The organism is Streptomyces griseicoloratus (assembly GCF_014534645.1).
Classification (GTDB): domain Bacteria; phylum Actinomycetota; class Actinomycetes; order Streptomycetales; family Streptomycetaceae; genus Streptomyces; species Streptomyces griseicoloratus.
In genome coordinates this window covers 57888-80130 of the sequence record NZ_JACVQF010000231.1, presented here as the reverse complement: position 1 = coordinate 80130, position 22243 = coordinate 57888, and the positions used below count along the sequence as shown (strand labels likewise).

General features: G+C 71.5%; 22 protein-coding genes, 1 pseudogene and 1 riboswitch. Of the genes and pseudogenes, 22 read left to right on the top strand and 1 reads right to left on the bottom strand.

Annotated elements, in window-relative coordinates; all coding sequences use genetic code 11:
- The first annotated feature begins 34 nt into the window (after positions 1–34).
- The 14 genes and pseudogenes from rimM (at position 35) to H0H10_RS34215 (ending at position 11848) form a co-directional block, all read left to right on the top strand.
- Positions 35–586 (top strand): ribosome maturation factor RimM, encoded by a 552-nt coding sequence (gene rimM, locus H0H10_RS34280; RefSeq protein WP_188185090.1) that lies wholly within the window; start codon positions 35–37, stop codon positions 584–586.
- Complete coding sequence (trmD, locus tag H0H10_RS34275) at positions 583–1416, top strand: tRNA (guanosine(37)-N1)-methyltransferase TrmD (RefSeq protein ID WP_188185089.1); 834 nt, start codon at positions 583–585, stop codon at positions 1414–1416. The genes rimM and trmD overlap by 4 nt, the downstream gene beginning before the upstream one ends.
- A 134-nt stretch (positions 1417–1550) precedes the next feature.
- On the top strand, positions 1551–1901 hold the full coding sequence (rplS, locus tag H0H10_RS34270) for a 50S ribosomal protein L19 (protein ID WP_103781700.1): 351 nt from the start codon (positions 1551–1553) through the stop codon (positions 1899–1901).
- Between the two features lie 45 nt (positions 1902–1946).
- Positions 1947–2687: a signal peptidase I gene (gene lepB, locus H0H10_RS34265; RefSeq protein ID WP_188185088.1), complete on the top strand. Its 741-nt coding sequence runs from the start codon at positions 1947–1949 to the stop codon at positions 2685–2687.
- Positions 2680–3771 (top strand): annotated as a pseudogene (lepB, locus tag H0H10_RS34260) (signal peptidase I); the annotation flags it as partial. The gene lepB (H0H10_RS34265) and the pseudogene lepB (H0H10_RS34260), both read left to right, overlap by 8 nt.
- Entirely contained in the window at positions 3653–4633 is a 981-nt protein-coding gene (gene lepB / locus H0H10_RS34255; protein ID WP_188185087.1) for a signal peptidase I, read from the top strand. The pseudogene lepB (H0H10_RS34260) and the gene lepB (H0H10_RS34255), both read left to right, overlap by 119 nt.
- A gap of 134 nt (positions 4634–4767) precedes the next feature.
- Complete coding sequence (lepB, locus tag H0H10_RS34250; RefSeq protein WP_188185086.1) at positions 4768–5544, top strand: signal peptidase I; 777 nt, start codon at positions 4768–4770, stop codon at positions 5542–5544.
- Complete coding sequence (locus H0H10_RS34245; protein ID WP_188185085.1) at positions 5534–6079, top strand: NUDIX hydrolase; 546 nt, start codon at positions 5534–5536, stop codon at positions 6077–6079. Before lepB (H0H10_RS34250) ends, H0H10_RS34245 begins: the two co-directional genes overlap by 11 nt.
- Before the next feature lie 56 nt (positions 6080–6135).
- Positions 6136–6444 (top strand): DUF2469 domain-containing protein, encoded by a 309-nt coding sequence (locus tag H0H10_RS34240; RefSeq protein WP_003965949.1) that lies wholly within the window; start codon positions 6136–6138, stop codon positions 6442–6444.
- A gap of 128 nt (positions 6445–6572) precedes the next feature.
- Positions 6573–6935 carry a YraN family protein gene (locus H0H10_RS34235; RefSeq protein WP_188185084.1) on the top strand — a complete coding sequence of 121 codons (363 nt, stop codon included), beginning with the start codon at positions 6573–6575 and terminating at the stop codon, positions 6933–6935.
- Positions 6935–8560 (top strand): YifB family Mg chelatase-like AAA ATPase, encoded by a 1626-nt coding sequence (locus H0H10_RS34230; protein WP_188185083.1) that lies wholly within the window; start codon positions 6935–6937, stop codon positions 8558–8560. Before H0H10_RS34235 ends, H0H10_RS34230 begins: the two co-directional genes overlap by 1 nt.
- Before the next feature lie 383 nt (positions 8561–8943).
- A complete protein-coding gene (gene dprA / locus H0H10_RS34225) occupies positions 8944–10086 on the top strand; it encodes a DNA-processing protein DprA (RefSeq protein WP_309141956.1) in 1143 nt (380 codons plus the stop codon).
- A 276-nt stretch (positions 10087–10362) separates the two neighbouring features.
- On the top strand, positions 10363–11205 hold the full coding sequence (whiG, locus tag H0H10_RS34220; RefSeq protein WP_188185081.1) for an RNA polymerase sigma factor WhiG: 843 nt from the start codon (positions 10363–10365) through the stop codon (positions 11203–11205).
- 85 nt (positions 11206–11290) lie between these two features.
- Entirely contained in the window at positions 11291–11848 is a 558-nt protein-coding gene (locus H0H10_RS34215) for a TetR/AcrR family transcriptional regulator (RefSeq protein WP_188185105.1), read from the top strand.
- Between the two features lie 495 nt (positions 11849–12343).
- Here H0H10_RS34215 and H0H10_RS34210 read toward each other — a convergent pair whose 3' ends face one another.
- Positions 12344–12985 carry a murein hydrolase activator EnvC family protein gene (locus H0H10_RS34210; protein ID WP_188185080.1) on the bottom strand — a complete coding sequence of 214 codons (642 nt, stop codon included), beginning with the start codon at positions 12983–12985 and terminating at the stop codon, positions 12344–12346.
- 280 nt (positions 12986–13265) lie between these two features.
- On the opposite strand from H0H10_RS34210, the gene rpsB reads away from it, so the two are divergent.
- The 8 genes from rpsB to H0H10_RS34170 all read left to right on the top strand — a co-directional run bounded on the left by rpsB (position 13266) and on the right by H0H10_RS34170 (position 22243).
- Entirely contained in the window at positions 13266–14123 is an 858-nt protein-coding gene (gene rpsB / locus H0H10_RS34205) for a 30S ribosomal protein S2 (protein ID WP_188185079.1), read from the top strand.
- Positions 14124–14299: 176 nt separating this feature from the next.
- Positions 14300–15136 carry a translation elongation factor Ts gene (gene tsf, locus H0H10_RS34200; protein WP_188185078.1) on the top strand — a complete coding sequence of 279 codons (837 nt, stop codon included), beginning with the start codon at positions 14300–14302 and terminating at the stop codon, positions 15134–15136.
- A gap of 205 nt (positions 15137–15341) precedes the next feature.
- Positions 15342–16100: a UMP kinase gene (gene pyrH / locus H0H10_RS34195; RefSeq protein WP_188185077.1), complete on the top strand. Its 759-nt coding sequence runs from the start codon at positions 15342–15344 to the stop codon at positions 16098–16100.
- 201 nt (positions 16101–16301) lie between these two features.
- The gene (frr, locus tag H0H10_RS34190) at positions 16302–16859 is read left to right on the top strand and encodes a ribosome recycling factor (protein ID WP_014675285.1); all 558 of its coding nucleotides are present in this window, start codon (positions 16302–16304) and stop codon (positions 16857–16859) included.
- Positions 16859–17998 (top strand): phosphatidate cytidylyltransferase, encoded by a 1140-nt coding sequence (locus H0H10_RS34185; protein ID WP_188185076.1) that lies wholly within the window; start codon positions 16859–16861, stop codon positions 17996–17998. The genes frr and H0H10_RS34185 overlap by 1 nt, the downstream gene beginning before the upstream one ends.
- 171 nt (positions 17999–18169) lie before the next feature.
- Positions 18170–19282, top strand: coding sequence for a dual-specificity RNA methyltransferase RlmN (gene rlmN, locus H0H10_RS34180; RefSeq protein ID WP_309141955.1), 1113 nt, complete (start codon positions 18170–18172; stop codon positions 19280–19282).
- Positions 19283–19324: 42 nt separating this feature from the next.
- A riboswitch (TPP riboswitch) is annotated at positions 19325–19430 on the top strand.
- 78 nt (positions 19431–19508) lie between these two features.
- On the top strand, positions 19509–20591 hold the full coding sequence (locus tag H0H10_RS34175) for a thiamine ABC transporter substrate-binding protein (RefSeq protein WP_188185074.1): 1083 nt from the start codon (positions 19509–19511) through the stop codon (positions 20589–20591).
- Positions 20567–22243, top strand: a complete 1677-nt coding sequence (locus tag H0H10_RS34170; protein WP_188185073.1) for an ABC transporter permease — start codon at positions 20567–20569, stop codon at positions 22241–22243. Before H0H10_RS34175 ends, H0H10_RS34170 begins: the two co-directional genes overlap by 25 nt.

The following is a 22243-nucleotide window of genomic DNA, read 5'->3' as shown; positions in this document are numbered from 1 at the left end:
GTACGGCCGGTCGTATGACAGGAGATCAAGCACAGTGCAACTGGTAGTCGCACGGATCGGCCGCGCCCACGGCATCAAGGGCGAGGTCACCGTGGAGGTCCGCACGGACGAGCCGGAACTCAGGCTCGCCCCGGGCGCCGTACTCGCCACCGATCCCGCCTCCGCGGGACCGCTCACCATCGAGACCGGCCGCGTCCACAGCGGCCGCCTCCTGCTGCGCTTCGAGGGCGTGCGTGACCGCAACGCCGCCGAGGCGCTGCGCAACACCCTCCTGATCGCGGACGTCGACCCGGACGAGCTGCCCGAGGAGGAGGACGAGTACTACGACCACCAGCTGATCGACCTCGACGTGGTGACCGCGGACGGCACCGAGGTCGGCCGGATCACCGAGATCTCGCACCTGCCCACGCAGGACCTGTTCGTGGTCGAGCGCCCCGACGGCCGCGAGGTGTACGTGCCGTTCGTGGCGGAGATCGTCACCGAGATCGACCTGGAGGAGCAGCGCGCGGTCATCGACCCGCCGCCCGGCCTGATCGACGACCGCGCCGAGATCGCCTCCTCCCGCGACGAGGACGCCGGCGCATGAGGCTCGACGTCGTCACGATCTTCCCCGAGTACCTGGAGCCGCTGAACGTCTCCCTGGTCGGCAAGGCACGCGCGCGCGGACAGCTCGACGTGCACGTGCACGACCTGCGCTCCTGGACCTACGACCGGCACAACACCGTCGACGACACGCCGTACGGCGGCGGCCCCGGCATGGTCATGAAGACCGACCCGTGGGGCGACGCGCTGGACTCCGTCCTGGCCGACGGCTACGAGACCGGCTGCGGCGAGCCCGCCCTCATCGTGCCCACGCCCAGCGGCCGCCCCTTCACCCAGGAACTCGCCGTCCACCTCTCCGAGCGCCCCTGGCTGATCTTCACCCCGGCCCGCTACGAGGGCATCGACCGCCGCGTCATCGACGAGTACGCGACCCGGATGCCCGTGTACGAAGTGTCCATCGGCGACTACGTCCTCGCCGGCGGCGAGGCGGCCGTGCTCGTCGTCACCGAGGCCGTGGCACGGCTGCTGCCCGGCGTCCTCGGCAACGCCGAGTCCCACCGGGACGACTCCTTCGCCCCCGGAGCCATGGCGAGCCTCCTGGAGGGCCCCGTCTACACCAAGCCGCCCCACTGGCGCGGGCGCGAGATCCCCGAGGTGCTGCTCAGCGGCCACCACGGGAAGATCGCCCGCTGGCGCCGCGACGAGGCCCTGCGGCGCACCACCGCCCACCGGCCCGACCTGATCGAGCGGTGCGAACCCGAGGCCTTCGACAAGAAGGACTGGGAAATGCTCTCCATCCTCGGCTGGGAGCCCGACCCGGACGGGGAGCCGTACGGCCGATTTTGGCGCAGGACCGGCGGCGTGGAAGAATAGGCCGCTGTTGTGTGCCGGTCCGGCGTACGCCCCTGCCACAGGGGGAGACGACGTCCGCCCCGACCCGCACAGCCCTGATCCGAACATCTAGTTCCCGCTGATGACCTGTGGCATCAGCGAAGAAAGCAGACGAAATGTCTCACCTGCTCGACTCCGTCGACGCCGCGTCGCTGCGCAGCGACGTCCCGGCCTTCCGCCCCGGCGACACCGTCAACGTCCACGTGCGCGTCATCGAGGGCAACCGCTCCCGTGTGCAGCAGTTCAAGGGCGTGGTGATCCGCCGCCAGGGTTCCGGCGTGCGCGAGACCTTCACGGTCCGCAAGGTCTCCTTCTCCGTCGGCGTCGAGCGCACCTTCCCGGTGCACACCCCGATCGTGGAGAAGATCGAGCTCGTCACCCGCGGTGACGTCCGCCGCGCCAAGCTGTACTACCTGCGCGACCTGCGCGGCAAGGCGGCGAAGATCAAGGAGAAGCGCGAGAGCTGAGCGCGCCGACGGGTTCATGGCGGGGCCGGATAGCATCTGGCCCCGATGGACACCGAAGCACAGCCCACGGAGCGCGACCGCTCCTCCCGCCCTTCCGACGCCGAGCACAGCTCGGATCCGGAGGGTCCGGAGGGACGGTCGCGTTCCGCGTTCGCGGCCCGGATCTCGGAGTGGGTGCCGGGCGGGCGGATCACCCTGACCGGTCTGGTCCTCCTGCTGTTCCTGCTGCTGATCAGCACGTTCGTGCTGCAGCCGTTCCAAATCCCCAGCGGATCCATGGAGCGCGGATTGAGGATCGGCGACCGGGTTCTCGTAAACAAGGTGGCGTACCGTTTCGGTGACCGGCCGCAGCGGGGCGACATCGTCGTGTTCGACGGCACCGGGTTCTTCGGGCACGGCGACTACATCAAACGCGTTGTCGGTGTGGGCGGGGACCACGTGGTCTGCTGCGACAGGGACGGGAGGGTCCAGGTGAACGGCCAGTCGGTCGACGAGTCGGCGTTCCTCCACCCCGGTGACCGCCCGTCCACGGTGCGCTTCGACGTCGTCGTGCCCGACGGCACCCTCTTCGTCATGGGTGACCACCGCAGCGACTCCAGTGACTCCCGGGACCACCTGGGCTCCCCGGGCGGCGGCATGGTGCCGGTGGACGCGGTGATCGGCCGCGCCGACTGGATCGTCTGGCCCTTCGGGCACGCGACCCGCCTCGACCGCCCCGACGCCTACGCGCGCGTGCCGGCGGCGGAGACGGGCGAGCCGGAGAGGGCCGAGACCGCCCATGGGTAGCCGCGGCAAACCACGCGGGGCCCCGAGCAGTCCCGCGGAGAACCTGCTGCCGACCGGCTCCCGGCGCGCCGCCGGCCCGCCCGGCGGGCGTACCCGTGCCGAGCGGCGCAGACTCCAGCGCAAGGTCAAGCGGCGCCGCAGGCGCAGCGCCGTGAAGGAGATCCCCCTTCTCGTCGGCGTCGCCGTCCTGATCGCGCTCGTCCTGAAGACCTTCCTCGTGCAGGCCTTCGTGATCCCGTCGGGCTCCATGGAGCAGACGATCCGGATCGGCGACCGGGTCCTGGTCGACAAGCTCACTCCCTGGTTCGGCTCCCAGCCGCAGCGCGGGGACGTCGTCGTGTTCCGGGACCCCGGCGGCTGGCTCAAGGGCGAGCAGACCACCAAGAAGGACGACCCCGTGGTCGTCAAACAGCTCAAGGAAGGCCTCGCCTTCATCGGTCTGCTGCCCTCCGACGACGAGAAGGACCTCATCAAACGCGTCGTCGGCGTCGGCGGCGACCGGGTCAAGTGCTGCGACACCCAGGGGCGGGTCACCGTCAACGGCGTTCCCCTGAACGAGGACTACCTGTATCCCGGGGACGTCCCCTCCAGGGAGCCGTTCGACGTCACCGTCCCCGAGGGGCGGCTGTGGGTGATGGGCGACCACCGCTCCAACTCCGCCGACTCCCGCTCCCACCAGGGCACCGAGTACGGCACGGTGTCCGAGGACGAGGTCGTGGGACGGGCCATGGTGATCGCCTGGCCGTTCGGCCACTGGCGGACCCTGGACGAGCCGGAAACCTACGCGTCCGTGTCCGACGCGGCCGCAGGGTCGACCGCTGTTCCCTCGCTGTCGCATAGGGTTGCCCCCGACGATCCGAACGGAATGGTGCGACTCCCGACCCCTGCGGAACTCCCGCTCGTTATGGGAGTGGTGGGCCTGCGCCGGGCACGGGGCAGGCGGCGGCACAGAGTAAGGAGTTGGCGTGGGGGATGTGGCGGTTGGCACACGGTCCGGACACGGCGAGGAGGACCGTGGGCGCCCCGTGGACGCGGCTGCCCCAGCCGCGAAGGGCCCGGCACCGGACTCCGGCGGCGGCTCCGGTACGGCCGAGGACGGCACAGTGACGAACGAGCAGGGTGGAACCGAGGGCCGGGGACCGGGCGGGACGCCCCCCGCGGCCAAGAAGCAGCGCTCCTTCTGGAAGGAGCTGCCGATCCTGATCGGCATCGCGCTGGTGCTCGCGCTGCTGATCAAGACGTTCCTGGTGCAGGCGTTCTCGATCCCCTCCGCCTCGATGCAGAACACCCTCACCGAGGGTGACCGCGTCCTGGTCGACAAGCTCACGCCCTGGTTCGGCTCGGAACCCGAGCGCGGCGAGGTCGTCGTCTTCCACGACCCCGACGCGTGGCTGGCGGGCGAACCGACGCCCGAGCCGAACGCGCTGCAGGTCTTCCTCGGCTGGATCGGCCTGATGCCCTCCGCGGACGAGAAGGACCTCATCAAGCGCGTCATCGGCGTCGGCGGCGACACCGTCGAGTGCAAGGGCACCGGCCCGCTGAAGGTCAACGGCAAGGCGCTCAACGAGCCGTACGTCTACCCGGGCAACACGCCGTGCAGCGTCGACGACCAGGGCGGCCAGTTCAAGGTGACGGTCCCCGAGGGCCACGTCTGGGTCATGGGCGACCACCGGCAGAACTCCCGGGACTCCCGCTACAACCAGTCGGACCGGAACAACGGCATGGTTCCGGTGAAGGAGGTCATCGGCCGCGCCGTCTTCGTCGCCTGGCCGATCAACCACTGGGACACCCTTCCGGTCCCCGACACCTTCGACCAGGTGGGGCTGAACGACCAGTCGTCGGCCGCCGCGGCCCTGTCGGTCGCGCCCCAGGGCCTGGCGCTCGCCGGTGCCGTCCCGGTCGTCCTGTGGCGCCGCCGGCGGATCGCCCCCGCCGAGACCCGCTGAGCCGGCCCCGGGGACCCGCCGAGCCGCCCCGGAGCGTACGGCCGGGCCGCCCCGGGACGTACGTCCGTTGCCCCTGATCCCGGGCGTCGGCAAGGGCTGACCCGTTCGGGTACCGCCCGGTAGGGTGCGGACCCATGGGTGGCGAGAGCACGACACGTACGGCCCCGCTCGGCGGTGGCGTGAGCAGGGGCCCGGTGGGCGGCCGTACCGGACAGCGGCTGTCCGGCCTGGCCGTGGCGCTGGGCCTGGTGCTGTTCCTCGGGGGTTTCGCCTGGGGGGCGGTGGTGTACCGGCCGTACACGGTGCCGACCAGTTCGATGACGCCGACGATCGACGCCGGTGACCGGGTGCTGGCCGAGCGCATCGACGGCGCCGACGTCCGGCGCGGCGACGTCGTCGTCTTCAAGGACGCCACCTGGGCCAACGCGCCGATGGTCAAGCGCGTGGTCGCGGTCGGCGGCGACACCGTCTCCTGCTGCCAGAACGGCAAGCTGAAGGTCAACGGCAAGGTGATCGACGAGCCGTACCTGCCCGCCGGCACACCCGCCGAGAACGGCAACTTCCCCACCGTGACCGTGCCCGAAGGCCGCCTGTTCCTGCTCGGCGACGAGCGCGGCACCTCGGTGGACTCCACCGCCCACCTCACCGACGCGGCCGGCGGCACCGTGTCGCGCGGGGCCGTGGACGCCCGGGTCGACGCCGTCGTGTGGCCCATGAACGGCATGCTGGAGCGTCCCACCGGGTTCGAGACGCTCGGCGGCCTCTCCTCGCCCGGCCCGCTGCGGACCGTCGTCGCGCTGGTGATCGCCGGGGCCGTGCTGATCCTCGGTGGCGCCGCGTACGGACCGGTGGCCAAGCGGGCCGCGGCCTCCCGCGCCCGGACCGGGAGGGAGCCCGCCGGTGCCCGCTGAGGCGACGAACGCGGGGCAGGACACCCACGAGGCGGGCCAGGACACCTACCAGGGCGGGCTGCGCCGGGTCGCCCGGGTCGTGCTGCTGGACCCCGAGGACCGCATCCTGCTGCTGCACGGCCACGAACCGGACGATCCGTCCGACGACTGGTGGTTCACGCCGGGCGGCGGCGTGGAGGGCGACGAGACCCGTGAGGAGGCCGCCCTGCGGGAACTCGTGGAGGAGACCGGCATCACCGAGGTCGAGCTCGGTCCCGTGCTGTGGCGGCGGAGGTGTTCCTTCCCGTTCGCGGGCCGCCGCTGGGACCAGGACGAGTGGTACTACCTGGCCCGCACCAGCCAGACCGCGACCGAGGCCGTGGGCCTGACCGAGCTGGAGCGGCGCAGTGTCGCCGGAGCGCGCTGGTGGACGTGCCAGGAACTGAGCCGGGCACATGAGACGGTGTATCCGACCAGACTCGCCGAGCTGCTGCGCACGCTGCTCGTCGAAGGCCCCCCGGCCGGGCCGGTGACCCTGGACACGGAAATCGTCTAGGGGTTCGCGGGACTGGAGCACAATGGTGGGACCGCACGGCTGAAGGGGAACATGCCATGAGCGCCGAGGACCTCGAGAAGTACGAGACCGAGATGGAGCTCAAGCTCTACCGGGAGTACCGAGATGTCGTCGGTCTGTTCAAATACGTGATCGAGACCGAGCGGCGTTTCTACCTCACCAACGACTACGAGATGCAGGTGCACTCGGTCCAGGGCGAAGTGTTCTTCGAGGTCTCCATGGCCGACGCCTGGGTGTGGGACATGTACCGCCCGGCGCGCTTCGTGAAGCAAGTTCGGGTGTTGACGTTCAAGGACGTGAACATCGAGGAGCTGAACAAGAGCGACCTGGAGCTGCCCGGCGGGTGACGGCCGGTCACCCACAGGGGTCGTTCCCCCACACGGGTGACGAGAATTTCCACATCCGGATGAGCGTCCACCAAGATCCAACAGCTCGGTGAGCCGCCCTCATCGTTGGCGCCGGAGGTGGTGCCGACATGAACGCACGCGGTGCGATGGGCAGGTACGGCGAGACGCTCGCCGCCCGCCGGCTGACAGAGGCCGGGATGACGGTCCTGGAGCGCAACTGGCGCTGCGGCAGGACCGGCGAGATCGACATCGTCGCCCGGGACGGGGACACGCTGGTCGTCTGTGAGGTGAAGACCCGCAGGGAGGGCCGCTTCGAGCATCCGATGGCCGCCGTGACCCCCGAGAAGGCGCAGCGCCTGCGCCGTCTCGCCGAACGGTGGATCGAGACCCACGGAGGAGCCCCGCCCGGGGGCGTGCGCATCGACCTGATCGGCGTGCTCCTCCCACGGCGCGGCGGACCGGTCGTCGAGCACGCGCGGGGGGTGGCGTGATGGGGTTCGCGCGTACGTGCTCGGTGGCGCTGGTCGGCGTCGAGGGCGTGGTCGTCGAGGTGCAGGCCGACCTCGAACCGGGCGTGGCGGCGTTCACGCTGGTGGGACTGCCGGACAAGAGCCTGACGGAGAGCCGGGACCGGGTGCGGGCCGCGGTGGTGAACTCGGGTGCGGAGTGGCCGCAGAAGAAGCTGACGGTCGGGCTCAGCCCGGCCTCGGTGCCCAAGAGCGGCAGCGGCTTCGACCTCGCCGTCGCCGCCGCGGTGCTCGGGGCCGCCGAGCGGATCGACCCCCGGGTGCTCGCCGACATCGTGATGATCGGGGAGCTGGGGCTGGACGGGCGCGTCCGGCCGGTGCGGGGCATCCTGCCGGCGGTGCTCGCGGCCGCGGACGCCGGCTACGAGCAGGTGGTGGTACCGGAGTGCGCCGCCGCCGAAGCGTCCCTGGTGCCCGGTGTGTCGGTGCTGGGCGTCCGCAGCCTGCGCCAGCTCATCGCCGTCCTCGCCGACGAGCCCGTGCCCGAGGAGGAACCCGACCAGCAGGGCCGCCCCGACCCGCTGCTGGCCGGCCTGCGCGTGCCCGGCACGGGTGCGGCCACCGGCATGCACAGCACGGGCGCGGCCCAGCACGACCACGGCCATGACCTCGCCGACGTCGTGGGCCAGCGCTCGGCACGCACGGCCGTGGAGGTGGCCGCGGCCGGCGGACACCATCTGTTCCTGGAGGGGCCGCCCGGCGCGGGCAAGACGATGCTCGCCGAGCGGCTGCCCGCCATCCTGCCCCGGCTCGGCCGGGCGGAGTCGCTGGAGGTCACCGCGGTCCACTCGGTGGCCGGACTGCTGCCGCCGGGCAAACCCCTGATCGACGTGGCCCCCTACTGCGCGCCGCACCACTCCGCCACGATGCAGGCCCTCGTCGGCGGCGGCCCCGGCGTCGCCCGGCCCGGAGCCGTGTCGCTCGCGCACCGCGGTGTCCTGTTCCTGGACGAGACCCCCGAGTTCAGCAGCCACGCCCTGGACGCCCTGCGCCAGCCGCTGGAGGCCGGGCACGTCGTCATCGCGCGCAGCGCGGGCGTCGTGCGGTTCCCGGCCAGGTTCCTGATGGTGCTCGCCGCCAACCCCTGCCCCTGCGGGCGCTTCTCGCAGAAGGACGACCTGTGCGAGTGCCCGCCCTCGGCGATCCGCCGCTACCAGGCCAGGCTGTCCGGCCCGCTGCTCGACCGGGTCGACCTCCGGGTCGAGGTGGACCGCGTCACCCGTAGCGAGCTGGCCGTGGACGCCGCCCGGGGGGAGAGCACCGCGACGGTCGCCGACCGGGTGCGGGCGGCCCGGGAGCGTGCCGCCACCCGGCTGGCCGGCACGCCCTGGCGCTCCAACAGCGAGGTGCCCGGACGCGAGCTGCGCAGCCGCTGGTACGCGGCGCCCGGAGCGCTGGACGAGGCCGAGCGCAGCCTCGAACGGGGCGTCCTCACCGCGCGCGGCCTCGACCGTGTCCTGCGCGTCGCCTGGACCGTGGCGGACCTCGTCGGCCACGCCCGGCCCGACGCGACGGACGTCGCCCTGGCACTCCAGCTGCGCACCGGGGTCCCACGGGGCGTCCCCATGGCCATCGGGGCGCTGACGTGATGCGGGGCGATGATCCGGCCGGGGGCGACGGCATGACCGGGGCTGCCACCGCGGGCACGGGTGATGGCGCGCTGGGGGTTGGTGCCGCACTTGGGGGTGGTGGCGCGCCGGGGGTTGGTGCCGCACTCAGGGGTGGTGGCGCGCTGGGGGGTGCTGCCGCACTCGGGAGTGATGGCACACCCGGGGCTGCTGTCGCGCCCGGGAGCGGCGATGTGCCCCGGGAGGGCGACGCGACCTGGGGCGGTGATGAGTGCGGAGGTGGCGGCGTGACCTGGGGCGGTGATGAGTGCGGAGGTGGCGTGACGTGTGGCGGTCATGACAGTGGGGACGGCACGACCTGGGGCGGTGATCAGTGCGGGGGTGGCGTGGCCAGGGATGGTGATGTGGAGGACGAGTTGCTGGGGCGGGTCTTTCTCAGCCGTGTCATCGAGCCCGGTGACGAGGTCGGCGGCCGGTGGGTGCGCGAGCGCGGCGTCCGGGACGTGGTGCGCAGGCTGCGGGAGGGCGGGCGCGCCCTGCCGGGCGTGAGCGAGCAGCGGTGGGCGGGACTGCGGGCGCGGGCCGCCCGGGCCGAGCCGCACCGGGACCTCGCGGCCGCACACGCGGCGGGGGTGCGGTTCGTGGTCCCCGGCGCGGCCGAATGGCCGGGGCAGCTCGACGACCTCGGGGACGCGCGGCCCCTGGGGCTGTGGGTACGCGGCCGGCCCAACCTGAGGATGTGGGCGCTGAGGTCGGTGGCCGTCGTCGGCGCCCGCGCCTGCACGGAGTACGGCGCCCACATGGCGGCCACACTCGCCGCCGGTCTCGCCGAACGCGGCTGGGTGGTGGTCTCCGGCGGAGCCTACGGCGTCGACGGCGCCGCGCACCGGGGCGCCCTCGGCGCGGGCGGTGCCACCGCCGCCGTCCTCGCCTGCGGCGTCGACCGTCCCTACCCGCGCGGGCACACAGAGCTGATCAACAGGATCGCGGCCCAGGGACTGGTCGTCGGCGAGCTGCCGCCGGGCGACCATCCGACGCCGAGCAGATTCATCCTGCGCAACCGGGTGATCGCCGCCCTCACCCGGGGCACCGTGGTCGTCGAGGCCGCCCACCGCAGCGGCTCGCTGGTCACGGCGCGGGCGGCGCAGCGCCTGGGCCGGCACACGATGGGCGTCCCCGGACCGGCCACCAGCGGGCTGTCGGCGGGCGTGCACCAGCTGCTGCGCGGCGACGCCGTGCTCGTCACCGACGCCGACGAGGTCGTCGAGCTGGTCGGAGACATGGGAGAGCTGGCCCCCGACCGGCGCGGGCCGGTGCTCCCCACCGACCTGCTGGAATCCCGTACCCGGCACGTACTGGCCGCGCTCCCGGCGCGAGGCGATGCGGCGGCGGCCGAGGTCGCACGTCGTGCCCAGACCACGCCGGACGACGCGATCGCGAGGCTGTACGAGCTTCGAGCACTTGGTTATGTCGAACGACATGGCGATGGCTGGAAGTTGACACGCCAGGCGATGATCTCTGTCCGCGGCGGACGGAGCCCGCGCTGACGGTGAGTGTTCGGCCGTCCGGGGGAACCCCGACACCCTTGGGAATTCCCGCAGTTGGGGTATTCGGGTGATCACTCCGGGCGGTCACCGTCCCCCTTGTGGAGCAGCCAGCGGAACGTATCTGCGTACGGCCCCCGCTCCGCTCTTCGCGCACCGCGACAGCCCAGTCACGCTACGCTCACGAGGACCCCCACGCAGACAGGCACCAACCAGACAGCAGACCGGCGGCCTTCACCCAGGCAACCCACATCACGGCAGAACGGCACTAGGCGACGAATGCCCCAGCACACCTCCGGGTCCGACCGGGCGGCGCTCCCCCCAGCCGCCCGGGACGGTGGCAGCGCGCGACCGCCCGCTCCCTCGACGCTCGACGAGCTGTGGCGGTCGTACAAGGCGACGGGGGACGAGCGGCTGCGGGAGCAGCTGATCCTGCACTACTCGCCCCTCGTGAAGTACGTGGCGGGCCGGGTGAGCGTGGGACTGCCGCCCAACGTCGAGCAGGCGGACTTCGTCTCCTCCGGGGTGTTCGGGCTGATCGACGCGATCGAGAAGTTCGACGTCGACCGGGAGATCAAGTTCGAGACGTACGCGATCACCCGGATCCGGGGCGCCATGATCGACGAGCTGCGGGCACTCGACTGGATTCCGCGGTCGGTACGGCAGAAGGCCCGGAACGTGGAGCGGGCGTACGCCACGCTGGAGGCGCGGCTGCGGCGCACCCCCTCGGAGAGCGAGGTGGCCGTCGAGATGGGGATCACGGTGGAGGAACTCCACGCGGTCTTCAGCCAGTTGTCGCTGGCCAACGTGGTGGCGCTGGAGGAGCTGCTGCATGTCGGGGGCGACGGCGGGGACCGGCTGAGCCTCATGGACACGCTGGAGGACACCGCCGCCGACAACCCGGTGGAGGTCGCCGAGGACCGGGAGCTGCGCCGGTTCCTGGCCCGGGCGATCAACACGCTGCCCGACCGGGAGAAGACCGTCGTCACGCTGTACTACTACGAGGGGCTGACGCTGGCCGAGATCGGGAACGTGCTGGGGGTGACGGAGAGCCGGGTCAGCCAGATCCACACCAAGTCCGTGCTGCAGTTGCGGGCGAAGCTGGCCGGTTTCGGCCGCTGACCCGGCCACGTGGTGAGGTGAGTGACTCCCGTCCGCCGTGGCACGTCCGTAAAGTGGTGACGTGCCAAGGATTCGAGCGGCCTCTGTGGCCGAGCACCGGTCGATGCAGCGTGCCGCCCTGCTGGACGCGGCACGCTCCCTGCTGTCCGAGGGCGGGACGGAGGCACTGACCTTCCCCGCCCTGGCCGAGCGGACGGGCCTCGCCCGTTCGTCGGTGTACGAGTACTTCCGGTCGCGGGCGGCGGTCGTCGAGGAGCTGTGCGCGGTCGACTTCCCGGTCTGGGCGGCGGAGGTCGAGACGGCGATGGCCGCGGTCGACGGTCCGGAGGCCAAGGTCGAGGCGTATGTGCGCAAGCAGTTGGAGCTGGTCGGGGACCGGCGCCACCGTGCCGTCGTGGCCATTTCCGCGAGCGAGCTGGACGCCGGTGCCCGGGAGAAGATCCGGGCGGCGCACGGCGGGCTGGTCGCGATGATCGTCGAGGCGCTGGGGGAGATGGGGCACGAGCAGCCGCGGCTGGCGGCGATGCTGCTGCAGGGGGTCGTGGACGCGGCCGTGCGGCGGATCGAGCTGGGTGCGGCGGAGGAGCCGGACGCCGTCACGGAGGCGGCGGTGCACATGGTGCTGCGGGGCGTACGGGGCTGACGGCGCCGAGGCCGGCCGCGCTGTCCGGCACCGGCCCCACACTCGGCGCGGCCGCCCCGGCAGCGCGCCGCCCCCCCCGACGCCGCGGACGCGTCCCCCCGACGCCGCTGGCGCGTCCCCGAAACGGGGGCCCGGCGTCTGCCTGCCCGCGCCGTGCGACACCCGCCTGTGCGACGTAGGCCGACCACCGCCCCTCGTCAGTTCGGCACCCGCCTGTGCGGTGCAGGCCGACCACCGCCTGTCGTCAGTTCGGCGTGCGCCTGTGTGGCGCAGCCCGACTACCGCCTCTCGGCAGTTCGGCGTGCGCCTGTGCGGTGTAGGCCGACCACCGCCTGTCGTCAGTTCGGCGCGCGCCTGTGCGGCGCAGCCCGGTGCCCGCCCGCAGCGGGCGGCTCCGCGCACTCTCGGCCCCGGCACCCGCCCGAGCCCATCCGCCCGCGCCCATCCGCCGCGGCTGCCCGCCCGGCGGTTCGCCCCGGCGGCTTCGCCGACGGTTCACGTACCGGGGGAGGCCTGGTGGCCCGTGGCGCCCGGCAGGGGTACTCCCAGGACCGGCAGCAGTCTCGCCGGGCCGCCGTTGAGCAGCCACGTCGGGAGCAGTGACAGCGGGTTCAGGTAGACGTCGCCTCTCAGGAGCCCCCAGTGCAGGCAGGGGGCCGTGCAGTGGGTCCCCGCCGCTGTGGCCTCCACTGTGCCGAGCACGTCGCCCGCCGCCACCCTCCGGCCCTTCTTCACCGACGCGCGGACAGGCTCGAACGTCGTCCGCAGAGGCGGGTCGCCCGTGCCCGTCAGTTCCACCGAGACCACCCCCTTGCCCGCGACCCGGCCCGCGAACGACACCCGTCCGGGTGCCACGGCCCGTACCGGCGCGCCGGGCGGTGCCGCGAGGTCCACGCCCCGGTGCCCCGGGCCGTACGGCGTACTCGGGGGCTCCCAGCCGCGCAGCACCGCCGGCCCGGTGCCGACCGGCCAGCCACGGGCCACGGCCGGCACCGCGGGATCCGGAGCCCGCGGTGCCGGGGCCACCGCGGACGCCGGCACCGGCGGCGGCGCAGGACTCGGCACGGCCAGGGCCAGGGAAAGGGTCAGCAGCAACGCCACCCACGTACACGCGCTCACACATCGCCTCACTCGCATGTGAGAACCGTTGCGCACACGGGCGGAACCGGGCCGCGACCTGTGGACCACCGCCCGGTTGTGGACAGCGGCGTCACCCGGGGCTCCGCGGTTCCCGTACACTTCTGGTGGCGATCCGGGTCACCGGGTCGACTTCGCACGCCCCGATACCGGGACCGGCAGCAGCCGGACTCCGGTGTCAGCGCCCCTCGGTCCCTCGTGGCACGGCGCACCGCGGGCGTCAGGCGCGGGAGCCGTCCGGCTTCCGCGGCACAACCGAGAAACTCAAGGAGATACGGCCATGGCCGTCGTCACGATGCGGGAGCTGCTGGAGAGCGGCGTCCACTTCGGTCACCAGACCCGTCGCTGGAACCCGAAGATGAAGCGCTTCATCTTCACCGAGCGCAACGGCATCTACATCATCGACCTGCTCCAGTCGCTGTCGTACATCGACCGCGCCTACGAGTTCGTCAAGGAGACCGTCGCCCACGGCGGCACGGTGATGTTCGTCGGTACGAAGAAGCAGGCGCAGGAGGCCATCGCCGAGCAGGCCACCCGCGTCGGCATGCCCTACGTCAACCAGCGCTGGCTGGGCGGCATGCTCACCAACTTCTCGACCGTCTACAAGCGTCTGCAGCGCCTGAAGGAGCTCGAGCAGATCGACTTCGAGGACGTGGCCGCCTCCGGCCTCACCAAGAAGGAGCTGCTGGTCCTCTCCCGCGAGAAGGCCAAGCTGGAGAAGACCCTCGGCGGTATCCGCGAGATGCAGAAGGTGCCCAGCGCCGTCTGGATCGTGGACACCAAGAAGGAGCACATCGCGGTCGGCGAGGCCCGGAAGCTCAACATCCCGGTCGTCGCCATCCTCGACACCAACTGCGACCCCGACGAGGTCGACTACAAGATCCCGGGCAACGACGACGCGATCCGCTCCGTCACCCTGCTCACCCGCGTGATCGCCGACGCCGTCGCCGAGGGCCTCATCGCCCGCTCCGGTGTCGCCACCGAGGGCAAGGGCGAGAAGGCCGCGGGCGAGCCGCTGGCCGAGTGGGAGCGCGACCTGCTCGAGGGTGAGAAGAAGGCGGACGCCGAGGGCGCCGCCGAGAAGCCGGCCGAGGCCCCCGCCGCCGAGGCCCCGGCCGCCGAGGCCGAGCAGGCCTGACCTCCCGTCGGTGTCGACGGCGGGAGCGGTACTCCATCAGCGCCCGAGGCGCGGTGAACTCCGCTCCCGCCGTTCACCCGTAGGTCAGCGCCGGGTCACGGACCTACAGGTTTCCTGTGGGCCGCAGACCGCGTAGATCTCCGATCTTCCAGACTTCGAGAAAGACTCACAGACTCATGGCGAACTACACCGCCGCCGACGTCAAGAAGCTCCGCGAGCTCACCGGCGCCGGCATGATGGACTGCAAGAAGGCGCTGGACGAGGCCGAGGGCAACGTCGAGAAGGCCGTCGAGGCGCTCCGCATCAAGGGCCAGAAGGGCGTCGCCAAGCGCGAGGGCCGCTCCGCCGAGAACGGCGCCGTCGTCTCGATCATCGCCGACGACAACTCCTCCGGTGTCCTCGTCGAGCTCAAGTGCGAGACGGACTTCGTCGCCAAGGGCGAGAAGTTCCAGAACGTGGCCAAGACCATCGCCGAGCACGTCGCCAAGGCCTCCCCGGCCGACCTGGAGGCCCTGCTCGCCTCCGAGATCGAGCCCGGCAAGACCGTCCAGGCGTACGTCGACGAGGCCAACGCCAACCTCGGCGAGAAGATCGTCCTGGACCGCTTCGCGCAGTTCTCCGACGGTTACGTGACCGCGTACATGCACCGCACGATGCCCGACCTGCCCCCGCAGATCGGTGTCCTCGTCGAGCTGGACAAGCCGAACGCCGAGGTCGCCAAGGGCGTCGCGCAGCACATCGCCGCCTTCGCGCCGAAGTACCTCTCCAAGGACGACGTGCCGGCCGACATCGTCGAGGCCGAGCGCCGCATCGCCGAGGAGACCACCCGCGCCGAGGGCAAGCCCGAGGCCGCCCTGCCGAAGATCGTCGAGGGTCGCCTCAACGGCTTCTTCAAGGACGCCACGCTGCTCGGCCAGCCCTACGCGCTGGACAACAAGAAGTCCGTCCAGAAGGTTCTGGACGAGGCCGGTGTCACCCTGAAGCGCTTCACGCGCATCAAGGTCGGCATCTGAGTCCGTACCGCGACGGACGTACGACCCCGGTAGGGTCGACAGCAGTCGTCTGCGCCGTTCGCGTACGACGATCCGCACGCGCGCGTGGCGGAGGACGACAGCAGATCTGACGAGGAGGCCATTGCCGCGTATGGGATGCGAAACACGCCCCCACCGGCAATGGCCTTCTTCGTGTGTGTGACCACGTAAAAGAGGCGAGATCTCCATGACCACCAAGGCCGAGAAGAGCGACGACGGCAAAGTACGCGGCCGGTTTCTGCTGAAGCTGTCCGGAGAGGCCTTCTCCGGCGGCGGGGGCCTGGGCGTCGACCCCGACGTGGTGCACGCCATCGCCCGCGAGATCGCGGCCGTCGTGAGGGACGGCGCGCAGATCGCGATCGTCATCGGCGGCGGCAACTTCTTCCGCGGCGCGGAACTCCAGGTGCGCGGCATGGACCGCGCCCGCTCGGACTACATGGGCATGCTCGGCACCGTGATGAACTGCCTCGCCCTCCAGGACTTCCTGGAGAAGGAGGGCGTCGACTGCCGCGTGCAGACCGCCATCACCATGGGGCAGGTCGCCGAGCCCTACATCCCGCTGCGTGCCGTGCGCCACCTGGAGAAGGGCCGTGTGGTCATCTTCGGCGCCGGTATGGGCATGCCGTACTTCTCCACCGACACCACCGCCGCACAGCGCGCCCTCGAGATCGACGCCGAGGCGCTGCTGATGGGCAAGAACGGCGTGGACGGGGTCTACGACTCCGACCCGAAGACCAACCCGGACGCCGTGAAGTTCGACGCGCTCGGCTACGGCGAGGTCATCACCCGAGACCTGAAGGTCGCCGACGCCACGGCCGTCACGCTCTGCCGCGACAACAGCCTCCCGATCGTGGTCTTCGAACTGCTGAAGGAGGGCAATATCGCCCGCGCCGTCAAGGGTGAGAAGATCGGCACGCTTGTGGGTGACCAGGGCAGCCGGGACTGACCGGAGCACCAACCCGTCCGCGGGACGCGGGACGCCACTGTCCGCGACACCTGTAAGAGGGACGGACGGGACGGGGCCGGACCGGGGGATGGACAATGTTCTACCGGTCGGGAACCGTGCAGGAAGAAGACGCGACGCAGCCGGCCGCCGCCCCGACAGGGAATCGCAGCCGGGCCTACTCAAGACACGCAGGAGCAAGTGGTGATCGAAGAGACCCTCCTCGAGGCCGAGGAGAAGATGGAGAAGGCCGTCGTGGTCGCCAAGGAGGACTTCGCCGCGATCCGCACCGGCCGTGCGCACCCGGCGATGTTCAACAAGATCGTGGCCGACTACTACGGCGCACCGACGCCGATCAACCAGCTGGCCTCGTTCTCCGTGCCCGAGCCGCGCATGGCCGTGGTGACGCCGTTCGACAAGAGCGCCCTGCGCAACATCGAACAGGCGATCCGCGACTCCGACCTGGGCGTGAACCCCAGCAACGACGGCAACATCATCCGGGTGGTGTTCCCCGAGCTGACCGAGGAGCGCCGCCGCGAGTACATCAAGGTCGCCAAGGGCAAGGGTGAGGACGCCAAGGTCTCCATCCGCTCCGTGCGCCGCAAGGCCAAGGACGCCATCGACAAGCTGATCAAGGACGGCGAGGTCGGCGAGGACGAGGGCCGCCGTGCGGAGAAGGAGCTCGACGACACCACCGCGAAGTACGTCGCCCAGGTGGACGAGCTCCTGAAGCACAAGGAAGCGGAGCTGCTCGAGGTCTGATGAACGACTCTTCCTGGGGAGCGCCGCCACAAGCCGGGTACTGGGGGCCGTCCGACCAGGGACCTGCCCGGGGCGCCGCCCCGGCGGGTCCCGCGTACGATGCGCACAACGCGCAGCACACTCGCCCCATGCCCATCGTGCCCGACGTACCCGAACACGGCGGAGACCAGGATGACGACCGTGGGGCCGCTCGGCTGAGCGGCCCCCTGTTCCGAGACGAGCCGTTCCGCGACGAGAACCCGTCGGCCCAGCCGTATGCGGCGGTGCCGCAGAATCCGGAGCCCATGTCCGACGTCCCCCAGCCGGAGCCCCGGCCGCAGAAGAAGAGCGCGGGGCGTGACCTGGGGGCCGCGATAGGCGTCGGCCTCGGACTCGGCGTGGTCATCGTCGCGTCGCTCTTCGTCGTCAAGGCCGTGTTCGTCGGCGTGATCGCCGTCGCCGTCGTGGTGGGCCTGTGGGAACTGACCAAGCGGCTCGACGAGCGCAAGGGCATCAAGGCACCCCTCGTCCCGCTCGCGCTGGGCGGCGCGGCGATGGTGGTGGCCGGCTACGTCAGGGGGGCCGAGGGGGCGTGGGTCGCCATGGCGCTCACCGCGCTGGCGGTTCTCGTATGGCGGATGACGGAACCGCCGGAGGGGTATCTCAAGGACGTCACGGCGGGCGTGTTCGCCGCGTTCTACGTGCCGTTCCTCGCGACGTTCGTCGCGATGATGCTGACGGCTCAGGACGGCCCGTGGCGCGTCCTGACGTTCCTGGTGCTGACCGTCGTCAGCGACACCGGCGCGTACGCGGTCGGCTGGCGTTTCGGCCGGAAGAAGCTCGCCCCGCGCATCAGCCCCGGCAAGACCCGCGAGGGCCTGCTCGGAGCGGTGGCGTTCGCCATGGTCGCGGGCGCGCTGTGCATGGAGTTCCTGATCGACGACGGCTCCTGGTGGCAGGGCCTGCTGCTGGGCCTCGCCGTCGCGGCCAGCGCCACGCTGGGCGACCTCGGCGAGTCCATGATCAAGCGGGACCTGGGCATCAAGGACATGGGAACGCTGCTCCCGGGGCACGGCGGCATCATGGACCGGCTTGACTCGCTGCTGCCGACCGCGCCGGTGGTGTGGCTGCTGCTGGTGATCTTCGTCGGGTCGGGTTGACAGGCGTCAGGTACTCTGGAAGGGCCCGTGGCGATGGCTGCGGGCCCTTTCGTGCATCCCCGCCGAGACGGGGATGATCCAGTGAGGTCTCCTGGCTTCGGCAAGGTCCTGCCGATCGCCCCGCCGAGGCGGGGACGCCATAGGCCCGTCGTCATGAGGAGTTGCCCGACCGTGGCCCGTCCAGTCCCCGGTGAGCTCACCTTCGTCGCGCCGCGCGGAGCGAAGAAGCCGCCGCGGCACCTTGCCGACCTCACGCCCGCCGAGCGCAAGGAGGCCGTCGCCGCTGTCGGCGAGAAGCCGTTCCGTGCCAAGCAGCTCTCGCAGCACTACTTCGCGCGGTACGCGCACGACCCCGAGCAGTGGACCGACATCCCCGCCGGCTCCCGGCAGGCGCTCCAGGAGGCGCTGCTTCCCGAGCTGATGACGGTCGTCCGGCATCTGTCGACCGACCAGGGCACCACGCGCAAGACCCTGTGGAAGCTGTTCGACGGCACGCTCGTCGAGTCGGTGCTGATGCGGTACCCGGACCGGGTCACCATGTGCATCAGCTCCCAGGCGGGCTGCGGCATGAACTGCCCGTTCTGCGCCACCGGGCAGGCCGGTCTGGACCGTAACCTGTCCACCGCCGAGATCGTGCACCAGATCGTCGACGGCATGCGCGCACTGCGCGACGGCGAGGTCCCCGGCGGCCCGGCCCGGCTCAGCAACATCGTCTTCATGGGCATGGGCGAGCCCCTCGCCAACTACAACCGGGTCGTCGGCGCCATCCGCCGGCTCACCGACCCCGAGCCCGACGGCCTCGGGCTGTCCCAGCGCGGCATCACGGTCTCCACGGTCGGCCTGGTCCCCGCCATCCACCGGTTCGCCGACGAGGGCTTCAAGTGCCGCCTCGCCATCTCGCTGCACGCGCCCGACGACGAGCTGCGCGACACCCTCGTCCCCGTCAACACGCGGTGGAAGGTGCGCGAGGTGCTGGACGCCGGACTGGAGTACGCGGCGAAGTCGGGCCGGCGGCTGTCCATCGAGTACGCGCTGATCCGGGACATCAACGACCAGGCGTGGCGCGGCGACCGCCTCGGGCGGCTGCTCAAGGGCAAGCCGGTGCACGTCAACCTGATCCCCCTCAACCCGACGCCCGGCTCCAAGTGGACCGCCTCGCGCCCCGAGGACGAGAAGGCGTTCGTCGAGGCGATCGCGGCCCACGGTGTGCCGGTGACGATCCGGGACACCCGTGGCCAGGAGATCGACGGGGCGTGTGGTCAGCTCGCCGCGAGCGAGAGGTAATCTGACCGGCGTCAGTACATCTTCATACGCCAGTACATCTTCATATTCCGACAGGGGAGCGCCACAGCGCTGAGAGTGCGGCACCGGCCGCAGACCCTCCGAACCTGGCCCAGGTCATTCTGGGTAGGGAGATCGGTCACCACTCGAGCTGTTGCGCCCTGCCCGGGACCCTCCACAGGGTTCCGGGCAGGGCCGCGTCTTCTCCTGGTCACCCAGGAGGAATTCAGTGAGCATCACCAAGAAGGCCACCGCCCTGGCCGTCGGGCTCGGCCTGGTCACGCTGTCCGCGTGCGGATCGTCGTCCGACGAGGGGAAGGGGTCCGGCGACTCCAAGACCGTGACCCTCGTCAGCCACGACTCGTGGGCCGCGTCCAAGGACGTCGTCGCCGCCTTCGAGAAGAGCTCCGGCTACAAGGTCAGGGTCCTGGAGGACGGCGACGCCGGCCAGGCCGTCAACAAGGCCGTCCTCACCAAGGACAACCCGCAGGGCGACGTCTTCTTCGGCGTCGACAACACGCTGCTGTCCCGGGCGCTGGACAACGGGCTGTTCCAGCCGTACGAGGCGAAGGGCCTGGACCGGGTCGACGCGCGGTACCGGGTCGACGGCGACAAGCACCGGGTCACGCCCGTCGACTACGGCGACATCTGCGTCAACTACGACAAGGCGTACTTCAGCGAGCACAAGCTGACCCCGCCGGACTCCTTCGACGACCTCACCAAGCCCGAGTACAAGAACCTGCTCGTCACCGAGAACGCCGGCACCTCCTCGCCCGGCCTCGGCTTCCTGCTCGGCACCGCCGCCGAGTACGGGGACGACGGCTGGCAGGACTACTGGAAGAAGCTCAAGGACAACGGCGTGAAGGTCGTCGACGGCTGGGAGCAGGCGTACAACGAGGAGTTCTCCGGCTCCGCGGGCGGCAAGAAGGCCAAGGGCGACCGTCCGCTCGTCGTCTCCTACGCCTCCTCCCCGCCCGTCGAGGTGATCTACGCCGACCCGAAGCCGGACACCGCGCCCACCGGGGTGGCGACGGGGACCTGCTTCCGGCAGATCGAGTTCGCCGGGCTGCTGAGCAACGCCAAGAACCCCGAGGGCGGCAAGGCACTGATCGACTTCCTGATCAGCAGGCAGTTCCAGGAGGACATGCCGCTGAACATGTTCGTCCACCCGGTGGCCGGGGACGCGAAGCTGCCCGCCGAGTTCACCGCGTACGCGCCCGAGGTGAAGGCCCCCCGGACGATGGACCCGGCGAAGATCGCCGACAACCGCGACCAGTGGGTCAAGTCGTGGACCTCGCTCGTACTGAAGTAGCCGAGGCCGCCCCCGGCCGGCGACGCGGGAACGCGGCACGGCTCGGCCTGATGGCCGTGCCCGTCGCGTTCTTCGCGGTGTTCTTCGCCTACCCCGTCGCCGCGATCGTCGCGCGCGGACTGGAGGTCGACGGGGCCTGGCGGTTCGGGCGGATCGGGGACGTGCTGGCACAGCCCGACGTCCGCCACGTGCTGTGGTTCACCACCTGGCAGGCGCTGGCGTCCACCGCGCTCACGCTGCTGATCGCGCTGCCGGCCGCGTACGTCTTCGCCCGGCTCGACTTCCCCGGCAAGCAGTTCCTGCGGGCCGTGGTCACCGTGCCGTTCGTGCTGCCGACGGTCGTCGTCGGTACGGCGTTCCTGGCGCTGGTCGGGCGCGGCGGGCTGCTCGACGAGCTGTGGGGCGTGCGCCTGGACACCACCGTGTGGGCGATCCTGCTCGCGCACGTCTTCTTCAACTACGCGGTCGTCGTGCGCACCGTCGGCGGCCTCTGGTCGCAGCTCGACCCGCGCCAGGAGGAGGCCGCGCGGATGCTCGGCGCCTCCCGCCTCACCGCCTGGCGGCAGGTCACGCTGCCCGCGCTCGCGCCGGCCGTGGCCGCCGCCGCCCTGATGGTCTTCCTGTTCACCTTCACCTCCTTCGGCGTCGTCCAGATCCTCGGCGGGCCCACCTTCTCCACCCTCGAAGTGGAGATCTACCGGCAGACCTCCCAGGTCTTCGACCTGTCCACGGCCGCCGTGCTGACGCTGGTCCAGTTCGCCGCGGTGGCCGCGGTGCTGGCCGTGCACGCCTGGACGGTACGGCGGCGGGAGACGGCCCTGCGCCTGGTGGACGCGTCGGTCACCGTGCGCCGGCCGCGCGGGGCCGGGCAGTGGGCGCTGCTGGGCGGGGTCCTGGTCACCGTCGCCGGGCTCGTCCTGCTGCCGCTGGCCGTCCTGGTGCAGCGTTCGCTCGGCGCGCCCGGCTTCGGCTACTACCGGGCGCTGACCCGCGAGGACGGCGGCGCCTTCCTCGTCCCGCCGGTCGACGCGATCGGCAACTCGCTCCAGTACGCCGTCGCCGCCACCGCCATCGCCGTCGTGATCGGCGGACTGGCCGCCACCGCGCTCACCCGCCGGGACGCGGGCCGCTTCGTGCGCGGCTTCGACGCGCTGCTGATGCTGCCGCTCGGGGTGTCCGCCGTGACGGTCGGCTTCGGGTTCCTGATCGCGCTCGACGAACCGCCGCTGGACCTGAGGTCCTCCTGGATCCTGGTGCCGCTCGCCCAGGCGCTGGTCGGCGTCCCCTTCGTCGTACGGACGATGCTGCCGGTGCTGCGGGCGGTGGACGTACGGCTGCGGGAGGCGGCGGCGGTGCTGGGGGCGTCGCCGTGGCGGGTGTGGCGGGAGGTGGACCTGCCGATGGTGCGGCGGGCGCTGCTGGTCGCGGCCGGGTTCGCCTTCGCGGTGTCGCTCGGGGAGTTCGGGGCGACCGTGTTCATCGCGCGGCCCGACAACCCGACGCTGCCGGTCGCCGTGGCACGGCTGCTGGGGCGTCCGGGGGACATGAACTACGGCCAGGCGATGGCCCTGTCGACGATTCTGATGGTGGTGTGCGCCGTGGCCCTGGTGGTGCTGGAGCGGCTGCGGACCGACCGGACCGGGGAGTTCTAG

Coding starts and splice junctions, on each gene's coding strand:
- H0H10_RS34240 (WP_003965949.1), top strand. CDS start 6,136: ATGAGCGCCGAGGACCTCGAGAAGTACGAGACCGAGATGGAGCTCAAG.
- lepB (WP_188185086.1), top strand. CDS start 4,768: ATGGGTGGCGAGAGCACGACACGTACGGCCCCGCTCGGCGGTGGCGTG.
- lepB (WP_188185088.1), top strand. CDS start 1,947: ATGGACACCGAAGCACAGCCCACGGAGCGCGACCGCTCCTCCCGCCCT.
- H0H10_RS34210 (WP_188185080.1), bottom strand. CDS start 12,985: ATGCGAGTGAGGCGATGTGTGAGCGCGTGTACGTGGGTGGCGTTGCTG.
- H0H10_RS34185 (WP_188185076.1), top strand. CDS start 16,859: ATGAACGACTCTTCCTGGGGAGCGCCGCCACAAGCCGGGTACTGGGGG.
- H0H10_RS34235 (WP_188185084.1), top strand. CDS start 6,573: ATGAACGCACGCGGTGCGATGGGCAGGTACGGCGAGACGCTCGCCGCC.
- rpsB (WP_188185079.1), top strand. CDS start 13,266: ATGGCCGTCGTCACGATGCGGGAGCTGCTGGAGAGCGGCGTCCACTTC.
- whiG (WP_188185081.1), top strand. CDS start 10,363: ATGCCCCAGCACACCTCCGGGTCCGACCGGGCGGCGCTCCCCCCAGCC.
- H0H10_RS34230 (WP_188185083.1), top strand. CDS start 6,935: ATGGGGTTCGCGCGTACGTGCTCGGTGGCGCTGGTCGGCGTCGAGGGC.
- trmD (WP_188185089.1), top strand. CDS start 583: ATGAGGCTCGACGTCGTCACGATCTTCCCCGAGTACCTGGAGCCGCTG.
- pyrH (WP_188185077.1), top strand. CDS start 15,342: ATGACCACCAAGGCCGAGAAGAGCGACGACGGCAAAGTACGCGGCCGG.
- rplS (WP_103781700.1), top strand. CDS start 1,551: ATGTCTCACCTGCTCGACTCCGTCGACGCCGCGTCGCTGCGCAGCGAC.
- tsf (WP_188185078.1), top strand. CDS start 14,300: ATGGCGAACTACACCGCCGCCGACGTCAAGAAGCTCCGCGAGCTCACC.